This is a genomic window from Mesorhizobium sp. 10J20-29, from assembly GCF_054130485.1.
Map to the genome: position 1 here is coordinate 4,983,148 of NZ_CP199156.1, position 17,609 is coordinate 5,000,756.

Annotated in this window: 13 protein-coding genes; 4 read left to right on the forward strand and 9 right to left on the reverse strand. The window is 65.5% G+C overall.

Annotated features, from left to right (window positions below):
- Positions 1-34 precede the first annotated feature (34 nt).
- The 4 genes from ACT2BZ_RS23865 (at position 35) to ACT2BZ_RS23880 (ending at position 5,362) form a co-directional block, all read left to right on the forward strand.
- Complete coding sequence (locus ACT2BZ_RS23865) at positions 35-523, forward strand: (2Fe-2S)-binding protein (RefSeq protein WP_457938331.1); 489 nt, start codon at positions 35-37, stop codon at positions 521-523.
- On the forward strand, positions 520-1,578 hold the full coding sequence (locus tag ACT2BZ_RS23870) for an FAD binding domain-containing protein (RefSeq protein WP_457938332.1): 1,059 nt from the start codon (positions 520-522) through the stop codon (positions 1,576-1,578). The genes ACT2BZ_RS23865 and ACT2BZ_RS23870 overlap by 4 nt, the downstream gene beginning before the upstream one ends.
- On the forward strand, positions 1,571-3,823 hold the full coding sequence (locus ACT2BZ_RS23875) for a xanthine dehydrogenase family protein molybdopterin-binding subunit (RefSeq protein WP_457938334.1): 2,253 nt from the start codon (positions 1,571-1,573) through the stop codon (positions 3,821-3,823). The genes ACT2BZ_RS23870 and ACT2BZ_RS23875 overlap by 8 nt, the downstream gene beginning before the upstream one ends.
- 246 nt (positions 3,824-4,069) lie before the next feature.
- On the forward strand, positions 4,070-5,362 hold the full coding sequence (locus ACT2BZ_RS23880; protein WP_457938335.1) for an aminotransferase class V-fold PLP-dependent enzyme: 1,293 nt from the start codon (positions 4,070-4,072) through the stop codon (positions 5,360-5,362).
- 177 nt (positions 5,363-5,539) lie between these two features.
- On the opposite strand, the gene ACT2BZ_RS23885 is transcribed toward ACT2BZ_RS23880, so the two are convergent.
- From ACT2BZ_RS23885 to ACT2BZ_RS23925, 9 genes are all read right to left on the reverse strand, one after another.
- Positions 5,540-7,072 carry a zinc-binding dehydrogenase gene (locus ACT2BZ_RS23885; protein WP_457938337.1) on the reverse strand — a complete coding sequence of 511 codons (1,533 nt, stop codon included), beginning with the start codon at positions 7,070-7,072 and terminating at the stop codon, positions 5,540-5,542.
- A gap of 6 nt (positions 7,073-7,078) precedes the next feature.
- On the reverse strand, positions 7,079-7,516 hold the full coding sequence (locus ACT2BZ_RS23890) for an SRPBCC family protein (protein WP_457938339.1): 438 nt from the start codon (positions 7,514-7,516) through the stop codon (positions 7,079-7,081).
- A gap of 84 nt (positions 7,517-7,600) precedes the next feature.
- Positions 7,601-9,790: a flotillin domain-containing protein gene (locus ACT2BZ_RS23895; RefSeq protein ID WP_457938341.1), complete on the reverse strand. Its 2,190-nt coding sequence runs from the start codon at positions 9,788-9,790 to the stop codon at positions 7,601-7,603.
- Positions 9,791-9,893: 103 nt separating this feature from the next.
- The gene (locus tag ACT2BZ_RS23900; protein ID WP_457938342.1) at positions 9,894-12,104 is read right to left on the reverse strand and encodes a Tm-1-like ATP-binding domain-containing protein; all 2,211 of its coding nucleotides are present in this window, start codon (positions 12,102-12,104) and stop codon (positions 9,894-9,896) included.
- Complete coding sequence (locus tag ACT2BZ_RS23905) at positions 12,097-12,885, reverse strand: ABC transporter ATP-binding protein (RefSeq protein WP_457938343.1); 789 nt, start codon at positions 12,883-12,885, stop codon at positions 12,097-12,099. Before ACT2BZ_RS23905 ends, ACT2BZ_RS23900 begins: the two co-directional genes overlap by 8 nt.
- 26 nt (positions 12,886-12,911) lie before the next feature.
- Positions 12,912-14,156, reverse strand: a complete 1,245-nt coding sequence (locus ACT2BZ_RS23910) for an ABC transporter substrate-binding protein (protein ID WP_457938344.1) — start codon at positions 14,154-14,156, stop codon at positions 12,912-12,914.
- Between the two features lie 42 nt (positions 14,157-14,198).
- Positions 14,199-15,227, reverse strand: a complete 1,029-nt coding sequence (locus ACT2BZ_RS23915) for a branched-chain amino acid ABC transporter permease (RefSeq protein ID WP_457938346.1) — start codon at positions 15,225-15,227, stop codon at positions 14,199-14,201.
- The gene (locus ACT2BZ_RS23920) at positions 15,224-16,261 is read right to left on the reverse strand and encodes a branched-chain amino acid ABC transporter permease (protein WP_457938348.1); all 1,038 of its coding nucleotides are present in this window, start codon (positions 16,259-16,261) and stop codon (positions 15,224-15,226) included. The genes ACT2BZ_RS23915 and ACT2BZ_RS23920 overlap by 4 nt, the downstream gene beginning before the upstream one ends.
- A complete protein-coding gene (locus ACT2BZ_RS23925) occupies positions 16,258-17,586 on the reverse strand; it encodes an amidohydrolase family protein (RefSeq protein ID WP_457938349.1) in 1,329 nt (442 codons plus the stop codon). The genes ACT2BZ_RS23920 and ACT2BZ_RS23925 overlap by 4 nt, the downstream gene beginning before the upstream one ends.
- Positions 17,587-17,609 lie beyond the last annotated feature (23 nt).

Sequence of the window (17,609 nt, forward strand, 5' to 3'; positions counted from 1 at the left end):
GATACCCATCACACATAGAACGATCGGAGCGAACATGACTCTGTCCGTCACGCTTACAGTGAACGGCGTCCGCAGAGACGTCGCGCTGGAGGACCCGCGTGTAACGCTGCTTGACCTGCTGCGCGAGCGGCTCGACCTGGTCGGCACCAAGAAGGGATGCGACCGCGGCCAGTGCGGCGCCTGCACAGTCCTGGTCGACGGCCGGCGCATCAATTCCTGTCTGGCTCTCGCTGCGAGCCTCGACGGCGCCGATGTAATGACCATCGAAGGCCTTGCCAAGGGCGATGCACTAGACCCCGTGCAGGCCGCCTTCATCGCCCATGACGGCTTTCAGTGCGGCTTCTGCACGCCCGGCCAGATCATGAGTGCGGTCGGCCTCATCAATGAAGCCGAGGCCGGCGACGATCCGGAAAGAATCCGCGAGGGCATGAGCGGCAACCTCTGCCGCTGCGGCGCCCATGCCGGCATCGTCGAGGCAGTGCTCGAAGCCCAGAAGAAGCTCGAACAAAGGAGGGTTGCATGAACCTCTTCGACTATTTCCGTCCGTCCTCGACCGCCGAAGCGGTGGCCGCCGCGTCCGAACCGGGTGCTGCCTATCTTGCCGCCGGCACCAACCTTCTGGACCTGATGAAGACTGGCGCCAAGCGCCCCGGTCGTCTGGTCGACATCACCCGCCTGCCCGGTCTCGACCGCATCGAGCGGTTGCCGGACGGCGCGTTCCGCATCGGCGCCATGGTACGCAACGCCGACCTCGCCCGCGACAAGGATTTTGCCGCCGCCTACCCGGCTGTGGCCGAGGCTCTGCTGTCCGGCGCATCGGCGCAGCTGCGCAACGCCGCGACGGTCGGCGGGAACCTGATGCAGCACACGCGCTGCGCCTACTTCCAGGACCCCGCCAGCGCCTGCAACCGGCGCGCGCCGGGCACCGGTTGTGACGCCATTGGAGGCGAGAACCGCACCCATGCCGTACTCGGCTGGTCCGATGCCTGCATCGCAACGCATCCGTCGGACTTCAGCGTGCCGTTGGTGGCGCTCGACGCTATGGTCGAGATCGAAGGGCTCGACGGCCCGCGCGATGTAGCGCTCGACGACTTCCATCGTCTGCCCGGCGAGACGCCGGAGCGCGAGACCGTGCTTGCTCCAGGCGAACTGGTGACCGCGCTCAGGCTACCGGCGGAAGCCAGGGCATTTAGCGCCAACCAGCGCTACCTGAAGCTGCGCGAACGCACCTCCTTCGCCTTCGCGCTGGTGTCAGCAATGGCCGCCCTCGACATTGAGGACGGCACGATCCGCGCCGCCCGCCTGGCGCTCGGCGGCGTCGCCGCAAAGCCCTGGCGCGCACGCACCGCGGAAGCCTTGCTGGTCGGCCAGAGCCCGGGCATCGCCATCTTCGAAGAAGCAGCGCGCGCGGCGCTGGCAGACGCCATGCCGTCCGGCCAGAACGCCTTCAAGATCGAACTGGCGCGTCGGACCGCGAGCCGCGTCCTGCTCCTGGCCGCGGCCGGTACGCCCGAACGCATGCCCGCCCTGCCCGCCTCCACCTTCGGCACAACCCCGGGAGCCCTCTCCTATGTCTGATACGCTCGCCTTCCCGACCTCCCATGCCCGCATGGGGTCCTCCAGCGGCCAGCCGCTGACCAGGCTCGACGGCCACCTGAAGGTCACGGGCACCGCCACCTATGCTGCGGACAACCATCCGCAAAACATGGCTCACGCCGTCATCGCGGCGAGCAGCATCGCGCGCGGCCGTGTGACCTCGCTCGACGTCGCCGCCGCCATGGCGCATCCAGGCGTCATCGAGGTGATCACGCCGGCAAACTGCCCGCCACTCGCACTGGACCCCGACCAGAAGCACGGCCTGTTCGGCTTCCGGTTCGACGCCCTGCAGAACGACCGGGTCCGCTATGCCAAGCAGCCGATTGCCGTCGTCGTTGCCGAGACGCTGGAGGCGGCGACCGAGGGCGCGCGCCTGCTCGCGCTGACCTACGAGGTCGAGCCGGCGCGTATGGGATTCGACGACGGCGAGCATTACGATCCGCCCGCCGTCGGCATCGGCGCGCCGCCAAGCTTCGCCAAGGGCGATCTTGCCGCCGGCCATGCCGCCGCGACGCGCAGCGTCGACACGACCTACGAGACGCCGGCCCAGTACCACAACGCCATGGAGCCGCATGCCATGGTCGCCGAATGGAACGGCGACCACCTCACGATCGACAGCCCGAACCAGGCGATCGTCATGTCGCGCGCACTGTTTGCCGGCTATTTCGGCATCCCGCCCGAGAACGTTCTGCTGCGCAGCCCCTTCCTCGGTGGCGGCTTCGGCTCCAAGGCGATCATGAACGGGCCCTACATTCTGACGATCCTCGCTGCCCGCATGCTGCAGCGGCCGGTCAAGATGGTGTTGTCGCGCGACCAGATGTTCGGGCCGGTCGGCCATCGCGGCGCAACGCAGCAGCATCTGCGGCTCGGCATGGATGCCGAAGGTCGCCTGACGGCGCTCGAGCACAACGCCGTCTCGACGACGAGCAGCTTCGACGATTTCATCGAACCCGCCGCCAACGCCTCGCACAACATCTATGCCAGTCCGGCCATTTCGACCCGGCACGGTGCGGTGCGCATCGATACCGGGACCCCTGGCCCGATGCGCGCGCCCGGGGAGGCGTCCGGCTCGGCGGCGCTCGAATGCGCCATCGACGAAGCGGCTCTCGCCTGCGGGCTCGACCCGCTGGAATTTCGTCTGCGCAACTATGCCGAGACCGACCCGGCGACGGGAAGACCCTTCTCGTCCAAGGCGCTGCGCGAATGCTATGCCGAGGGCGCGAAGGCGTTTGGCTGGGCAGGCCGTCCACTGGCGCCGCGCCAGATGCAGGACGATGAAGGCCGGCTCATCGGCTGGGGCATGGGCACTGCCATGTTCCCGTGCCCGATGTTCCCTGCCTCGGCACGCGCCACGCTGCGCAGCGACGGAACCGCGCTTGTCGAGACCGCCGGGGCCGACATGGGCCAGGGCGCCTGGACGGCACTCGCCCAGATCGCTGCCGACGGACTTGGTCTGGAGGTCGAAAGGGTCGAGTTCCGCTCCGGCATCTCCGACCTCCCAGACGCTGGCGTCGCCGGCGGATCGGGCCACACCGCTTCGGCCGGAACCGCCTTGCACAATGCCGGCACGGACGCCATTGCGAAGCTGACCGAGATCGCCACCGCGGACCCGGCTTCGCCGCTGTTCGGCGCCGGCAATGCCGGTGTCGGGGCGCGCGACGGAAGGCTCTACCACCGCGGCGACGAGACGCGCAGCGAGAGCTATGCCGAGATCATGGCGCGCGCCGGCATGGCGAGCCTCGAAGGCAACGGCACCGGCACCCGGGACCCGAAGGACGCCGAGGAACTCGCGATGTATTCGCACGGTGCGGTCTTCGCAGAGGTCAAGGTCGATCCCGACCTCTGCCAGGTGCTGGTGACCAGGCTGGTCGGCGCCTTCGCCGCGGGGCGGGTCATCAACCCGCGCCTGACGAGGAGCCAGCTCTATGGCGGCATGATCTGGGGCGTATCCTTCGCCCTGCACGAGGAGGCGGTGCACGACCGGCGTACGGGGCGGCCGATGAATGCCGACCTCGCCGGTTACCACATCCCGGTGCATGCCGACATTCCGGCCATGCAGGCGCTGCTGGTCGAGGAGGATGATCCCTACGTCAATGTGCTTGGCGTCAAAGGGGTCGGCGAGATCGGCGTCACCGGCACCGTCGGCGCCATCGCCAATGCCATCTGGCACGCCACCGGTATCCGGGCACACCGCTTTCCGATCCGCATCGAGGATCTGATCGGCTGAACCTGAAGCGGCGGCGCGACCTGACTGCCGGTCCGCGCCGCGCTTCTGCACACAACCTTTGCCACGAGGGCAGCGCGCCAGCATTTCCGCTGCCGGCAAAACGCGTCCCCCGGCGATGGCCGGACTTTAAGAATCAACGCATAGTTTGGAAGAGGATGCAGTCGACGGCTTCCCTCACGCGCGCCATATTGGCATACATCGCTTCCCGCGCCCTACGAAGCCAGAATCTTCCTGACGAGAGAGAATATGAACGAGATTACCCCCGAACTGCTCGCGAAGATTCGCAGCCGCTTTGCCCATGTCGACGAATGCCCCTTCCAGGGCCCGCGTGTCTTCTTCGAGAATGCCGGCGGCGCGCTGACGCTGAAATCTGTCGTCGAGACATCGGCGAAGTTCGCGGCGATCCCGGATAATCAGGGCCGCGACAACCCGGCCAGCCATGCGCTGGTCGAGATCATCAACAGGGCCAAGGCCGACATGGCCGTGCTGATGAACGCTTCGTCGGGGCAATTCTTCGTCGGCGAAAGCGGGACGGAGCTGCTTTTCCGGATGATCCGGACGTCCTGCCTGAACGCCCCGAAGAGCGCCAAGGTACTCGGCAGTTCACTTGAACATCCGGCCTCCCGCTCGGCGGCGCGACGCTGGGCGGAAATCGCGGGGCTCGACTACGTCAATGTCCAGCACGACGATTCCACGGGCACCGTGACGGCCGAGGCCTACGCCGCGCACGTCACGCCCGACGTTGCCGTGGCTACCATCCTGCACACATCCCCCGTCACCGGCATGGGCGTCGACGTGGCAGCCGTCGCCGCCGCAATCCGGAAAGTGGCGCCGGATTGCGTGATCATCGTCGATGGCATCCAGCATGCTGCCCACGGGCAACTGGACATCGACAGCTACGGCATCGATGGCTACGCGATCTCGCCCTACAAGGTCTTTTCGCGCCACGGCTTCGGGGTTGCCTGGATATCCGACCGGCTCGGCGCCCTGCCGCACGACATGCTGATCGGCGCGCCGGCGACCGGCTGGGAATTCGGCACGCGCGACACCGGCGCCTATGCGACCATGTCGGACGTTGTCGCCTATCTCGACTGGCTCGGCGGCGAGGTCTCGAGCGAGACAGATCGCCGTCGCCGGATCGAGGCCGCCGGACATGCCATTCACGCCCACGAGAAGCGTCTGACGGATGCGATGATCCACGGAACCGGGAACCTCAAAGGGCTCAGGGAGATGGAAAACGTCGTCATCCTGGGCGGAGAGGACAATCCGGCGCGCGAAGGCCTGGTGTCGATCGTCGTCAAGGGGATCAAGTCGACAGACGTGGTCACCCGGCTCAACGACCAGGGCATCAGGACCCATACGCGCAAGGCGGATCACTATTCCCGCAACATTCTCGATCCGCTGGGTCTGCCCGACTGCATCCGCATCTCGATGTGCCACTACAACAGCGAGCACGAAGTGGCGCAGCTTCTCGCGGCTCTCGAACCGATCGCCGCAGCCGCACCGGCAGAGGACGCGATGGCCGCCACTCAGGCATGACCGGCGGCCTGCAAGGGCTGGCACCGACGGTCGGCAACCCGCCGGAGACACGGGTGCAGTCGGCCGGGGATGCACCCGTTTCTGCCAGAATTGCGTGCCGCCGCAGTTGGAATCTGGACCCGCCCCTACCGGTTCGAGTTCTGATGCAGCAATCGTCGGACAGTCGAAGCTGACGGACTAGACCGTCAGGACGAGGGCTCCGGTCGTGCGGCGGGCTTCGAGGTCGCGGTGTGCCTGCTGCGCCTCGTCCAACCTGTAGCGCGTCGGGGGATCGATCGACACGACCCCCTGCCGCAGAGCACCGAAGAAGCGGTCGACATGGATGGCCAGTTTCTCGGACGTGTCGGTGAAATGTCCGTAGTTCGGGCGCGAGACGGTCACCGACTTGGAGGCGAAGCGGCCGATGTCCCAGTCCCCTACCGGGCCTGACGCCTGACCGAAGCTGACGAGATGGCCGCGCACGGCGAGCGCCGCGAGCGAGTCGGCGAAGGTGTCCCTGCCGACCGCATCGTAGACGACGTTTGCACCGCGTCCGCCGGTAAGGCGCATGACCGCCTCGGCGAAGCTGTCGCGGCTGTAGACGACGACATGGTCGGCACCGCGCGCCGTGGCGACACGGGCCTTGTCGTCCGTCGAAACGGTGGCAATCACCGTCGCGCCGAGATGCTTTGCCCATTGCACCAGAAACTGTCCGATGCCGCCGGCGGCGGCGTGGACCAGCACGGTGTCTCCGGCCTTGACGGGATAGACCTCGTGCAGAAGGAAACTCGCGGCCACGCCCTTGAGCAGGCTGGACGCCGCCGTCTCGTCGGAAATGTCGTCGGACAGATGCACCAGCAGGTCGGGCGCCATGTTGCGGCGCTCGGCATAGGCGCCGACAGGGGGGCAGGCATAGGCGACGCGGTCGCCGATCCTGTAGTCCGACACGTCCGAACCGACCGCCTCGATGATGCCGGCCGCCTCCATACCCGGCACGCCCGGCGGCTTCAGCAGGTCGAAATAGCCGGTCCGGCAATAGACGTCGATGAAGTTGACGCCGATCACGGTATGGCGGATCTGCACCTCGCCGGGTCCGGGATCGGGCAGCGCGATGTCGCGCATGCGCATGACCTCCGGCCCGCCATGCTCTTCGACAACAATGGCGCGCGTCGAACCGCCATTGGCCGTGGCCGCGGAGACTGCACCCTGCGCCTGCGCGCGCGCGCTGGCGCTGCCGGTCGGGGCCCTGCTGTCGGTCCGGGACAAGGGAGCCTCGGCCCTCGCGACGGGAGTTCCACGCGCCAGCCGCTGCCGGATCGCGGCGAACCCGGCCCGGTAGATCTGCTCGCTGACCAGCCTGGTCAGTTCCTCTCGCCGCTCGGGCGGCGGGTTGAACTCGCAGTGCCACTCCCAATAGGTCCGCTCGCCGTCGGTCACCGGTTTGAGGCGGATGGTGGCGACATAGCCCATCAGGGGCAGCGGCGCCTCGAGCAGGCAATAGGTCAGCGTGGTCTGGTCGTCCGAAAGCGCCAGAAGCTGCTCGCGCAGACGGCTGCCGTCGCCGAGTTTGAAGTCCCGCACCGAACCGATGGCGTCGACAGGTTCGCCTCCCTCGATCTCGCTCGAAGCGATGGCAGGGTGCCAGCGGTCATGGCCGTTGAAGTCGCGCAGGATCGACCAGACATGATCGATCGGCGCATCGATAATCGTTGATTGCCGGATCTTGACCATCGGCGGCTAGCGCCCGAAGCGCTGCTTCAGGGCATTGAAGGCCGTCTGGAAGACGCCGCTGCCGATCTGCTGGACCAGGGCGGACTCGCGATCGGGTGGACAGTCGAAATCGGCCTGCCACTCGGCGAAGGTGGCGTTGCCGTCGGTGACAGGCGTCAGCGACAGGGTGGCAATGTAGTTTTCGACAGCCATAGGGCTTTCGAGGATCGCGTAACTGCACGACAGGTCGTAGTCGGACAGCGCCAGCAGCCGCTCGCGGATCACACCGCCGTCCTTCAGCCGGAAATTTCGGATGCACCCCACCTGGTCGGATTTCGCGCCCTGTTCGATACGGCTCTCCGCCACGAAGGGAGTCCAGCCTGGCAGCCCGTTGAAATCGCGGACCACCTGCCAGACCGACGCGGCCGGCGCCGGAATGACGGTGGAAACGTAGACTTTTGTCATGAATGCACTTTTCCGCCCGTCAGTCGGGCATCAGGCCCGCCCGCACCGCCGCGTGTCCACGGTGCCGGGCAGACAAGAAGACGATCAGCGGTCGCGGTCGTCATCGTCGTCCTTGGCAGGCTTCGGCTTGCCGCCCTTCTTGTCCCGAGTCAGGCTGGAAATATCCTTGGCGTCGCGCAGCACGTCGGTCATGCGCCCGAGCGAACCGCCCTCAATGCCGATCTCCTTCATCAAATTGTCGATCATCGGCGCCTGCACGCGGTAGCGCAGCGCGGAATCGATGACCTCGTCGGTAACATTCCGGTTGCCGCCAGGGCCGCCGCTCATGCCATCGACATGCAGGATCTTGATGCCCTCGATCTTTTCCATCGGCTTGACGCTTTCGCGCACGATGCCCTCGATATGGTCGAGCAGCTTGCCGCGCAGACGGCCGGCGCGTGCCTCTTCCGACAGCACGTTTTCGGCCTCGTTGATCTGCTTCTGGCCCGCGGCATCGACGGCGTAGCGTTCGGCAGCTGCCAGCGCGTGGATCTTTTCGGCGTCGGCCGAGGCAATGGCTGCGATCTTCTGGGCTTCGGCGAGGCTCTTGGCCGCCTTCATCTCGGCATCCGCCTTGGCGGTAACGCGGATGGTCTCGCGTTCGGCCTCGCGCTGCGCGCCGATCAGGTCGGTCAGCTTGCGCCGTTCGGCGATTTCGCGCTCGCGGGTTGTGAAGGACTGCTCCTCGGCCTGGATCGCCTTGGCGCGGACGGCCTCGGATGCTGCCATTGCCGCGGAACGCTCCTGCGTCTTCTTGGCGATGTCGATGGCCTTCTGGATTTCCGCGATCTCGATCGTCTTGTCGTTCTCGACACCCATCTGGCGGATCTCGCGGTCCTTGATGAGGCGAGCCTCGTCGATGCCGCGTGCCGTCTGGATTCGAGCCCGCTCGACTTCCTCGCTGGACGCGATCTCGGCTTCCTCGAAGGCCTGACGCTTGGCGATCTGCAGCGCTTCCAGATTGCGTTCGCGCTCGATGCGGACCTGATCGAGCAGACGGTCCTGGCTGATCCGCGTCGATTCCGTTTCCTGGGACGCCAGGATTTCGGCACGCCGCTTCTCCGCTTCCGCGCGGGTTACTTCGGCGGCCTTCTCGGCAAGTGCAATCTGACGCTCCAGCTCGGCAATCTCCAGCGCCTCCTTACGCTGGATTTCCAGTTCGCTCTGGGCGCCCTGGCGGTTGATGCGCGCCTTCTCCAGTTCGAGCTCCAGCGCGATCTGCTCACGCTCGGTTTTCTCGCGCGACTTCAGCTCGGCCTCGTCCAGGGCACGGCGCCGGGCGATCTCACGACGCTGGGTCTCTTCCTCGCTCTTGATGCGCTCCTCGGTGATGGCGCGCTCCTGCGCCAGCCTCGACTTCTCGACGATCTCGCGGGCCGACAACTGCGCCTGCTCCGATTCCTGGTCGCGCAGCGCGCGCTCCTTGGCGAGCTCCGAACGCTGCCCGGCGCGGCGAACCTCGACCTCGCGCTCCTGTTCCAGTCGCGCATATTCGCTGTCGCGGTCGATCTCCAGAACCTTGCGATGCGTTTCGAGGTTCTGGTTGCGGATGTCGACCAGCGTGCGCTGCTCGATCTCGTTGCGCATGCGGCGGCGCGTTTCGATCGATTCCGTCAGCGCCGTCAGACCTTCGGCGTCGAAGGCGTTCGACGGATCGAAGAACTCCAGGCTTGTCTGGTCGAGGTCGACGATTGCGACGCTCTCGAGCTCGAGGCCATTCTGTGCCAGCGCTTCCGACGCGACTTCCTTGACCTGGCGGGCATAGTCGCCACGCAGCTCATGCATCTCCTCGAGCGACATCTGCGCCGCAATCGTGCGCATCGCCGCGGAGAACTTCCCCTCGAGCAGTTCGCGGATGCCTTCTGGCTGCAGCGAGCGTCGACCAAGAGTCTGCGCCGCCGAGGCGACGGATTCCCGGCTCGAGCCTACCCGCACGAAGAACTCGGCAATCAGGTCGACGCGCATGCGGTTCTTGGTGATCAGCGCCGTCTGCTCGCCGCGGCGCACCTCGATGCGCATGACGTTCATGTTGACGGGCGTGATCTCGTGCAGCACCGGGATGACGAAGGCGCCGCCGTTGACGACCACCTTTTCGCCCATGAAGCCGGTCCGCACGAACGCCGTCTCCTTGGTCGAGCGGCGATACAGCCAGCGAAGGACATAGACGGCGACCACCACCACAATCGCGGCGATGATCAGCCACAAGAGAAATGCACCGAAGGTCTGTGCGGCCATTGTCATGCTCTCCCGAAGAAACTGCAGCCGGCATCAGCCGGCAGGTCTGAATTTATCCATGCCCGACAGGCAAATGCAAAGTGTGCGGCGCGCGCGACCTGCATCAGGCGCTCCGCATCATTTTCGGTGCGACCGACTGGAACGCCGTCACCAGCGCCGTCACGAACGTTTCGTTATTGATGTTGCCGGCAACCCGCTCGACGCGCCGTGTCGGCGAGATGCGCACCGTTTTCTCGATTGCCTCAAACAGCGCATTGTCGGCCTCCGGGTCGAAAAACGGCTGTCCCGGCGCATCCAGCATCGACACCCCGCCCTCGGGCAGCAGGAATCGCACCGGACCGTTCATCTTGTTCAGCCGCCCGCCGATCCACTCGCCAAAGGCACGGTTCTCGTCGCGTGTCGTGCGCATGAGAGTAACGTTCGGATTGTGGATGACGAACTTTCGGTTCCTGAACTTTTCCGGCACGCTCTCGCGCGGCCCGAAATTGACCATGTCGAGCGCTCCGACCGAACCGACATAGGGCAGTCCGGTCCGGATCGCCGCACCGAAACGCGTCTCGTCGGCCGGGAACACGCCGCCGACGATCATGTCGGCAATCTCCGTCGTGGTGATGTCGAGGAACCCGGAGAGCAGGCCAGAGTTGCCCAGCCCCTCCATGGCGCGACCGCCGATGCCGGTGGCGTGGAAAACCAGGCAGTCATAGTCGGCTTCAAGGCGTTTCGTCACGGCCTGCACGCAGGGCGTCGTCACGCCGAACATGGTGATGCCGATGGCCGGGCGCGACAGCTTGCGCCTGGCCTCGCGCACGTCGGCGCTCGGTAGTTGGGCGATCATGCCAGCCATCGCGTGCGCGGCGTTGCCGAGCACGGCCTCGGTGATCGAATTCAGCCCCTGCACATCGGCTACCGAGTGGAACATCATGATATCGGCGCCACCGACATACTTGCCAACATCGCCGGCAGCGACCGTCGAGACCATGATCTTCGGAATGCCGACGGGCAGGCCGCGCATGCCGGCCGTGGCAAGCGTGGTGCCGCCGGAGCCGCCGGCCGAGATGATGCCGCCGATATCCCTCTCCCGCTCGATCCAGCGGGCAAACGCCTCAGCCATCGCCTCCACGGATTTTCCGCGGTCGCCTGACATGACTTCGGACGTACCGCGCGGATGCATGCTGGCGACCTGGTTTGCCGGGACGTCGGCGCTCGACGGCTTGCCGGATGTCGACAGGTCGACAGTGCGCACCGGAATGCCGAGCTTCTTCAGCCGGTCGGCCATGAAGCGCAGTTCCTTGCCCTTGGTGTCGAACGTGCCGACGACCAGCGCGGTGCGGCCGATCCGCTCCGCAAAGGGGATGGCGAAGATCTTCTTCGTCTCATCGGCGGGCGTCGTCTTCTCGACGGCAGTCTGGCGCAGCGTCGCCGCCGGTACGTTCCAGCGGTTGGGCAGATCCGTCACCGGCCGGTAGGCGCGAACGCCGCTGCTGTCGGCCGTTTCGCCGCCGCTGCGCTCGATCCGGTAGACGTCGGCAAGCTGTTCCTGCGCTTGCGCCATCTCGGCCGGCTGCGGCGTCGTCTCGACATCTGCGTGACGGCCGACCCCGAGCAGGCTCTGCTGCAACTCGCGGTCGCTGGCGAGTTCCTTTGCATCCATGATGCGGTTGATGCGGCCATTGACCATGATCGCGACACGGTCTGAGACAGTGGTCGCAACACCAATATTCTGCTCGATGACGAGGATCGCCATCTCGCCTTCTTCCGCGAGCGTCACCAGCATGCGCTCGACCTGATCCACGATGACGGGAGCCAGGCCTTCGGTCGGCTCGTCCATGACCAGCAATTTGGGGTCGGACAGCAGCGCGCGCGAAATCGCCAGCATCTGCTGCTCGCCGCCCGACAGCTGCGAACCGCCATTGCCCTTGCGTTCGGCCAGCCGTGGGAATGTCTGGTAGACGCGCTCGACGGTCCATGTCGCATCGCGCCGGCTGCCCGCCGCGAGCCTCAGATGCTCGTCAACCGTCAGGCTTGGCCAGACCCGGCGGCCTTGCGGCACGTAGCCAACGCCAAGCCGGTTGATCTGGTGCGGCTCCAGCGAGGAGACCTCCCTTCCGTCGACCCGGATTGAGCCGGACCGCGGGCGCATCAGCCCGGTGATGGTATTGCAGAGCGTCGTCTTGCCCATGCCGTTGCGGCCGACGACCGACAGCACGCCGCGTTCCAGCGTCAGCGAGACGCCCTGGATTGCGTGTGACTCGCCGTAATAGACGTGGAGGTCATCGATCTTCAGGGCAGCTCTTCCGCCGACGCGCTCAGCCATGACGGCCTCCGCCGAGGTAGATTTCCTGCACCTGCGGATCGTTCTCGATCTCTTCGGGCGTGCCTTCCTTGAACAGCTTGCCGTTGTGCATCATCGACACGTAGTCGGAGACGCGCAGCGCGACGTCGAGATCGTGCTCGATGATGACGTAGCCGATATGCTTGGGCAGCGCGTTGAGGATCGCGACGAGGTCGCGTCTCTCGGTGGGCGACAGCCCCGCTGCCGGTTCGTCAAACAGGATGAAGCGCGGTGCGCCGGCAAGCGCCAACGCTATTTCGAGCTGGCGCTGCTGCCCGTGGGAGAGCGTCGCGACCATCGTGTCCCTGATGTCCTCGAGATGCACGGCGTGCAGAATGAGCTCGGCCTGCGCCATGTTGACGTCGTCCGGCTGCGGCCGGATCAGCGAGAACCGGTTGCGCGACACGCCGCGGCAGGCGAGGAAAATTCCATCCAGAACCGACAGGCCGCCGAATAGCTGCGATATCTGGTAGGTGCGCCGCAGGCCGCGCCGGATGCGCTCATGCGGCGGCAACATCGTGATGTCCTCGCCGAAGAAACGGATCTTGCCGGCGGTCGGCATGAAGTCGCCTGTTATGGCATTGAACAGAGTCGTCTTGCCGGCGCCGTTGGAGCCGAGGACCGCGCGCCTTTCGCCAGCCGCGATCCTCATATTCACGCTGGATACAGCAACCAAGGCACCGAACTGACGCGTCACGCCGTCGAGCTCCAACGCATGTGCGTTGGAGCTCTGCAGGCGCGATGCGGCGATCGGTTCAGCCACTGGTGCGGTCTCCTGCCAGTTGCCTGTTACGGGCAGCTCGGGTTTTCGCGGCTGACCGCACCCAGCGCCAGGAATTCCTCTTCGGGAATGCCGAGCGTCTGGTTGACCTGCAAGACAACCTTGACGAGCTTGTTGTAGAGATTTCCGTCAGCACCTTCCGAGACTTCCGTCAGGTACATGTCGGCGACCGCGTTGCGGTTCTTGTCGAGCGACACCTTGCCGGTCGGCGTGTCGAAGGAGAGCTTCGACAGAGCCTCGCGGAATTTCTTGCCGCCGTCGGAGACGTCGCCGCCGACCTCGTCAAGCGCCAGGATGGCTGCCTTGGTGTTGACGTAGTAGCCGTGTGCGAACAGCGACGGCGACGGGAAGGCGTCGGGCTGCTTCTTGTAGGCCTCGACGAAAGCCAGCCATTCCGGCGTGTCGTTGGTGTCGGCGATCGGGCCGGCTGAAGGCGTACCGATGACGACGTCGCGCATCTTGCCCTTCGACGACAGCACTGTCTGGTCGACGGTGATCGAACCGCCGATCAACGGCGCCTCGCCGCCTGCCTGCTGGTACTGGGTCAGGAAGTTGACGCCATCGGCGCCGCCAAGTGCCACGTAGATCGCGTCGACATCGTCAGGAATCGCAGCGATGACCGAGGAGTAGTCCTTGTTGCCGATCGGCACCCAGGACTTCGACGGCACGGTGCCGCCAGCCTTGCAGAATTCGGCCATGAAACCGAAGACCTGCGTGTAGGGGAAGGAATAGTCTTCCGCCACGGTCGCGACCTTCTTGTAGCCCTTCTCGTTGAAGGCATAGGTACCGAGACCGGCCATCCACTGCGCGCCGTCAGTCGAGAAGCGGAAGAAGTTCTCCGCCGGATCCCGCAGCGTCGTGTCCTGTGCCGCGGACGTGCCGTTGATGAAGGTCACGTCCGGCTGCGTCTTGGCGTAATCCTTGACGGCGATGCCCTCGTCGCCCGAGAGCGGGCCGACGACGACCTTGACGCCGTCCTGCTCGACAAGCTTGCGCACGGCGCGCACGGCGCTGTCGGGCGATGCGTCGGACGAGCCCTTGACGATTTCGATCTTCTTGCCGCCGGCCATGCCGTTAGCTTCCTCGATCGCCAGCATGGCACCGCGCATGCCGTCTTCGCCGAGGACCGTGAACGCACCCTCGAACGTCGCGAGTATGCCAAGCTTGATGGTGTCTTCCGCCAGGGCGAGCGACGGAGCGGTCAGCCCCGTGGCCAGCGCCAGCGCCAGCAGTGTACGTCGATGGATATGCATTGCTTCCTCCCAGTTACAGATTGCTACTACCCCGCCCGGTCCCTACGGACCGGAGCGCAAGGACTCCTGTCTAAGATGCGGCTTCAGTTTGCCCCATAGTCCAAGGAGACCATCCGGTGAGATGAAGACGATCGCCAGGAAGAACAGGCCGATCAGCGTGTTGAAACGCTCGGCCCCGACTATGTCGATGGCGAATGTCTGCATCAGAACAACGACGAGTGCGCCCAGAAACGGGCCGATCGGGTGGCGCATTCCCCCGATGACGGCGATGATCAGCACGTTGATCGCGGCGCCGACCCCGATCGTGCCCGGCGAGATGCGGCCGTTGAACCAGACCAGCAGGACTCCGGCGAGGCCGGCGATCAATCCGGCGTAGAAATAGGTGACGATCTTGTGCTGGGTCACATGGAAGCCCAGCGCCCGCATGCGGCGCGGGTTGTCGCGCAGTGCCTGTAGCGCCAGCCCGAAGGTCGAGCGCGCGCAGTAGAGCACCGCCGCATAGGCGACCACGGCGACACCCAGGCACAGATAGTAGAAGGGCATCGGATCGCGCCAGTAGATGCCCAGGAAATCAGGCGCGCGAATGCCGGTGAAGCCGGGGAAGCCGTTGAAGAGCGCGTAGTTCTGCTGCGTGAAATAATACATGGCCGTGGCGATCGCCAGCGTGATCATGATCGTGTAGATGCCGTCGGTGCGCGCCGAAATCGCGCCGATCAGCGCCGAGGCGATGCCGGCGACAAACACGGCGATCGGCACCACCACCCACCACGGCCAGCCGAAGCCGTGAACATTCGAGTTGTTCTCGCCAAAGATCGCGACCATGTAGCCGGCGAGGCCCGCCACCGTTATCTGCGCCAGGCTGACCATGCCGCCATAGCCGGCCAGCATCATCAGCGACAACGCAATCATGCCCCAGATCAGCGAATACCCGCCGATCTGCGTCAGGAAGAAGTCGGATGCAATCGCCGGGTAAAGAAGCAGCGCGACGGCGAGCAGAACCTGCCCGATGCCGATGTCGCCGAGCAGGGTGTCGACGCGGGACTTTCGAGGGGTTTCGATCGCCAGCGTCATAGCGACTTGCCCATGATGCCCTGAGGCCGGATCGCCAAGGTGACCACCATGATGACGAAGGTCAGCACGATGCCGTAAGTCGGGAAGTAGACGAGGCCGATCTGCTCGGCGAGGCCGATCAGCAGGGCGCCGATGGCAGCCCCGGTAATCGAGCCCATGCCGCCGACGATGACCACCACCAGCGAGGCCAGCAGATAGCGGACGTCCTCGCCCGGCGCGACCGACAGCGCCGAGCCGCCGACGACTCCGGCGAAGCCGGCCAGTCCGGCACCGATGGCGAAGACGATCGCGAAGACGGCATGCACGTTGACGCCGGAAGCGGCAAGCATCGCGCGGTCGTCGACACCGGCGCGGATCATCATGCCCACCCGCGTCTTGTTGAGCAGAAGCCACAGGCCGATGCCGATGACGATGGCAACGCCGAGCACGACGAGGCGGTAGAACGGGTAGTTGATGTAGACGGCGTCGCCATTAGACCTGAACGCCGTGATGATCGGCAGCTTGACGGCGCCGTCCAGCCATTCCGGGGTGGTGATCTGGTAGGTCGCGCCGGTCCACATCCACAGCATCAGGTCGGCCGCGACGATCGAGATGCCGATGGTCACCAGCGTCTGGCGCAAGTCGTCGCCTTCCAGCCGGCGGAACACCGTGACCTGAAGAACGACGCCGATGAGCGCGAGCACCAGGAATCCGGCTGCGACGCCGAGCAGCCAGTAGCCAGTCAGCCGCGTCACCTCGTAACCGATGTAGGCGCCGACGAGGTAGAGCGAGCCGTGCGCGAGATTGACGTTGCGCATCAGGCCGAAGACCAGGGTGAAGCCGCTGGCGACCAGAAAGTAGAGGCCGGCCAGCGTGATACCGTTGAAGATCGAACTGACGAAGGCCTTCTTTGAAATCAGGATATCGTTCAGCCAGTCCGGCCAGATGGCAAAGATCAGCCACGCCATCACGGCGGCGAACAGAAGCGCGGCAATGCCCCACCCCTGTCGCTTCGTGATGCCGGCCCCCGCCGTCTGCTGGTCGAGCACGCTCATGCGGTCAGCCGGCGCCTCTGCTCGTTGATGCGCGGCGCCTTGTGGAACTTGCCGTCCTTCATGATGGCCAGGATGCGGTTCTTGTCCTGCAGGATGCGCACATCGGCTATCGGGTCGCCGTCGACCAGCAGCAGGTCGGCGAGATAGCCTTCCTTGATCAGGCCGAGTTCGTCTTCCATGTTCATGATGTGGCCGCCATACTTGGTGCCGGCCTGGATCGCCTCCATAGGCGAAAAGCCGAGCATCTCGACGAAGGTCTGCAGGTCCTTGGCATTGGTACCCTGCGGGGTCCAGGCGAAGCCATAGTCGCCGCCGGTGCAGATGCGGATGCCGCGGCGATGCATCTTCTTCATCGTGTCGATGCACATTTCGAGTTCGCGCTCGTACTCCAGCGAAAGCGCCGAGCCGGGTTTGATGCCCCACTGCTCGGCATAGCGCGCCGTGTTGATCAGCCAGGCGATGCCGGGGGCGACGATATGCTTGTCCTTGGCCGCCTCCAGCATGTCGAGCGACTCTTCGTCGGCGAAGGAGGCGTGGTAGATGTTCTGGATGCCGTGCCGGATGCACTGCTTGACCGAGCCGGACGAGCGCGCATGCGCCGCCAGCACCTTGCCACGGCAACGCGCCTCGGAGGCGGCCATCGCCACTTCCTCTTCCGACATCGGCGTTTCTTCTGCACCCATGCCGGTGATGGATTCGCCCGACAGGTTGAGCTTGATGGAATCGACGCCGTACTTGATGAGCTGGCGCACCGTGCGCCGGATTTCTTCGGGACCCGAGACCACGAGGCCGAGATTCAGCCCCTCGTGCGGGATGTGCGAGGGCGCGGCATCGCCGAGGCCGCCGACGGTCGTGATTTCGGGACCGGCCGCCAGGTAGCGTGGTCCGGGATAGCGGCCCTGGTTGATGAACTTCTTGCACACCACGTCGAGGCGCGGCTTGGCTGAGGCAGCACCGCGACCCGCCGTGAAGCCGGCATCAAGCACCAGCTTGGCCATTTCCATGGTCACCAGCATGTGCTCCTCGACCTCCATCATCTGGATCGGGTCGATGCCGGGCGCATTGTTCCAGGAGAGATGCAAATGGCCGTCGATCAGGCCGGGCATCAGCGTCGCGCCCATGCCGTCGATGACGGTCGCGCCGCCGGCACCCGGTGCGGCAGAGCCGAAGCGCGACGAGCCCTTGGTGATCTGCTTGATGCGGTTTCCCTGCACCAGCACCTCGCCGGTGTAGGGATATTCGCCGGTCGCATCGAGCACCCGCACGTTGGTGAACAGCGTGCTGCCGTTGCCGTTGCCGTTCCAGCCGTTTGCGTCGTCAGCCATGAATTCCTCCCGAAACGATGCGG

Excerpts from the sequence above, each read along its gene's own strand:
- ACT2BZ_RS23900 (WP_457938342.1), bottom strand. The coding sequence starts at position 12,104 with ATGGCTGAGCGCGTCGGCGGAAGAGCTGCCCTGAAGATCGATGACCTC.
- ACT2BZ_RS23915 (WP_457938346.1), bottom strand. The coding sequence starts at position 15,227 with ATGACGCTGGCGATCGAAACCCCTCGAAAGTCCCGCGTCGACACCCTG.
- ACT2BZ_RS23875 (WP_457938334.1), top strand. The coding sequence starts at position 1,571 with ATGTCTGATACGCTCGCCTTCCCGACCTCCCATGCCCGCATGGGGTCC.
- ACT2BZ_RS23910 (WP_457938344.1), bottom strand. The coding sequence starts at position 14,156 with ATGCATATCCATCGACGTACACTGCTGGCGCTGGCGCTGGCCACGGGG.
- ACT2BZ_RS23920 (WP_457938348.1), bottom strand. The coding sequence starts at position 16,261 with ATGAGCGTGCTCGACCAGCAGACGGCGGGGGCCGGCATCACGAAGCGA.
- ACT2BZ_RS23870 (WP_457938332.1), top strand. The coding sequence starts at position 520 with ATGAACCTCTTCGACTATTTCCGTCCGTCCTCGACCGCCGAAGCGGTG.
- ACT2BZ_RS23895 (WP_457938341.1), bottom strand. The coding sequence starts at position 9,790 with ATGGCCGCACAGACCTTCGGTGCATTTCTCTTGTGGCTGATCATCGCC.
- ACT2BZ_RS23890 (WP_457938339.1), bottom strand. The coding sequence starts at position 7,516 with ATGACAAAAGTCTACGTTTCCACCGTCATTCCGGCGCCGGCCGCGTCG.
- ACT2BZ_RS23885 (WP_457938337.1), bottom strand. The coding sequence starts at position 7,072 with ATGGTCAAGATCCGGCAATCAACGATTATCGATGCGCCGATCGATCAT.
- ACT2BZ_RS23880 (WP_457938335.1), top strand. The coding sequence starts at position 4,070 with ATGAACGAGATTACCCCCGAACTGCTCGCGAAGATTCGCAGCCGCTTT.
- ACT2BZ_RS23925 (WP_457938349.1), bottom strand. The coding sequence starts at position 17,586 with ATGGCTGACGACGCAAACGGCTGGAACGGCAACGGCAACGGCAGCACG.
- ACT2BZ_RS23865 (WP_457938331.1), top strand. The coding sequence starts at position 35 with ATGACTCTGTCCGTCACGCTTACAGTGAACGGCGTCCGCAGAGACGTC.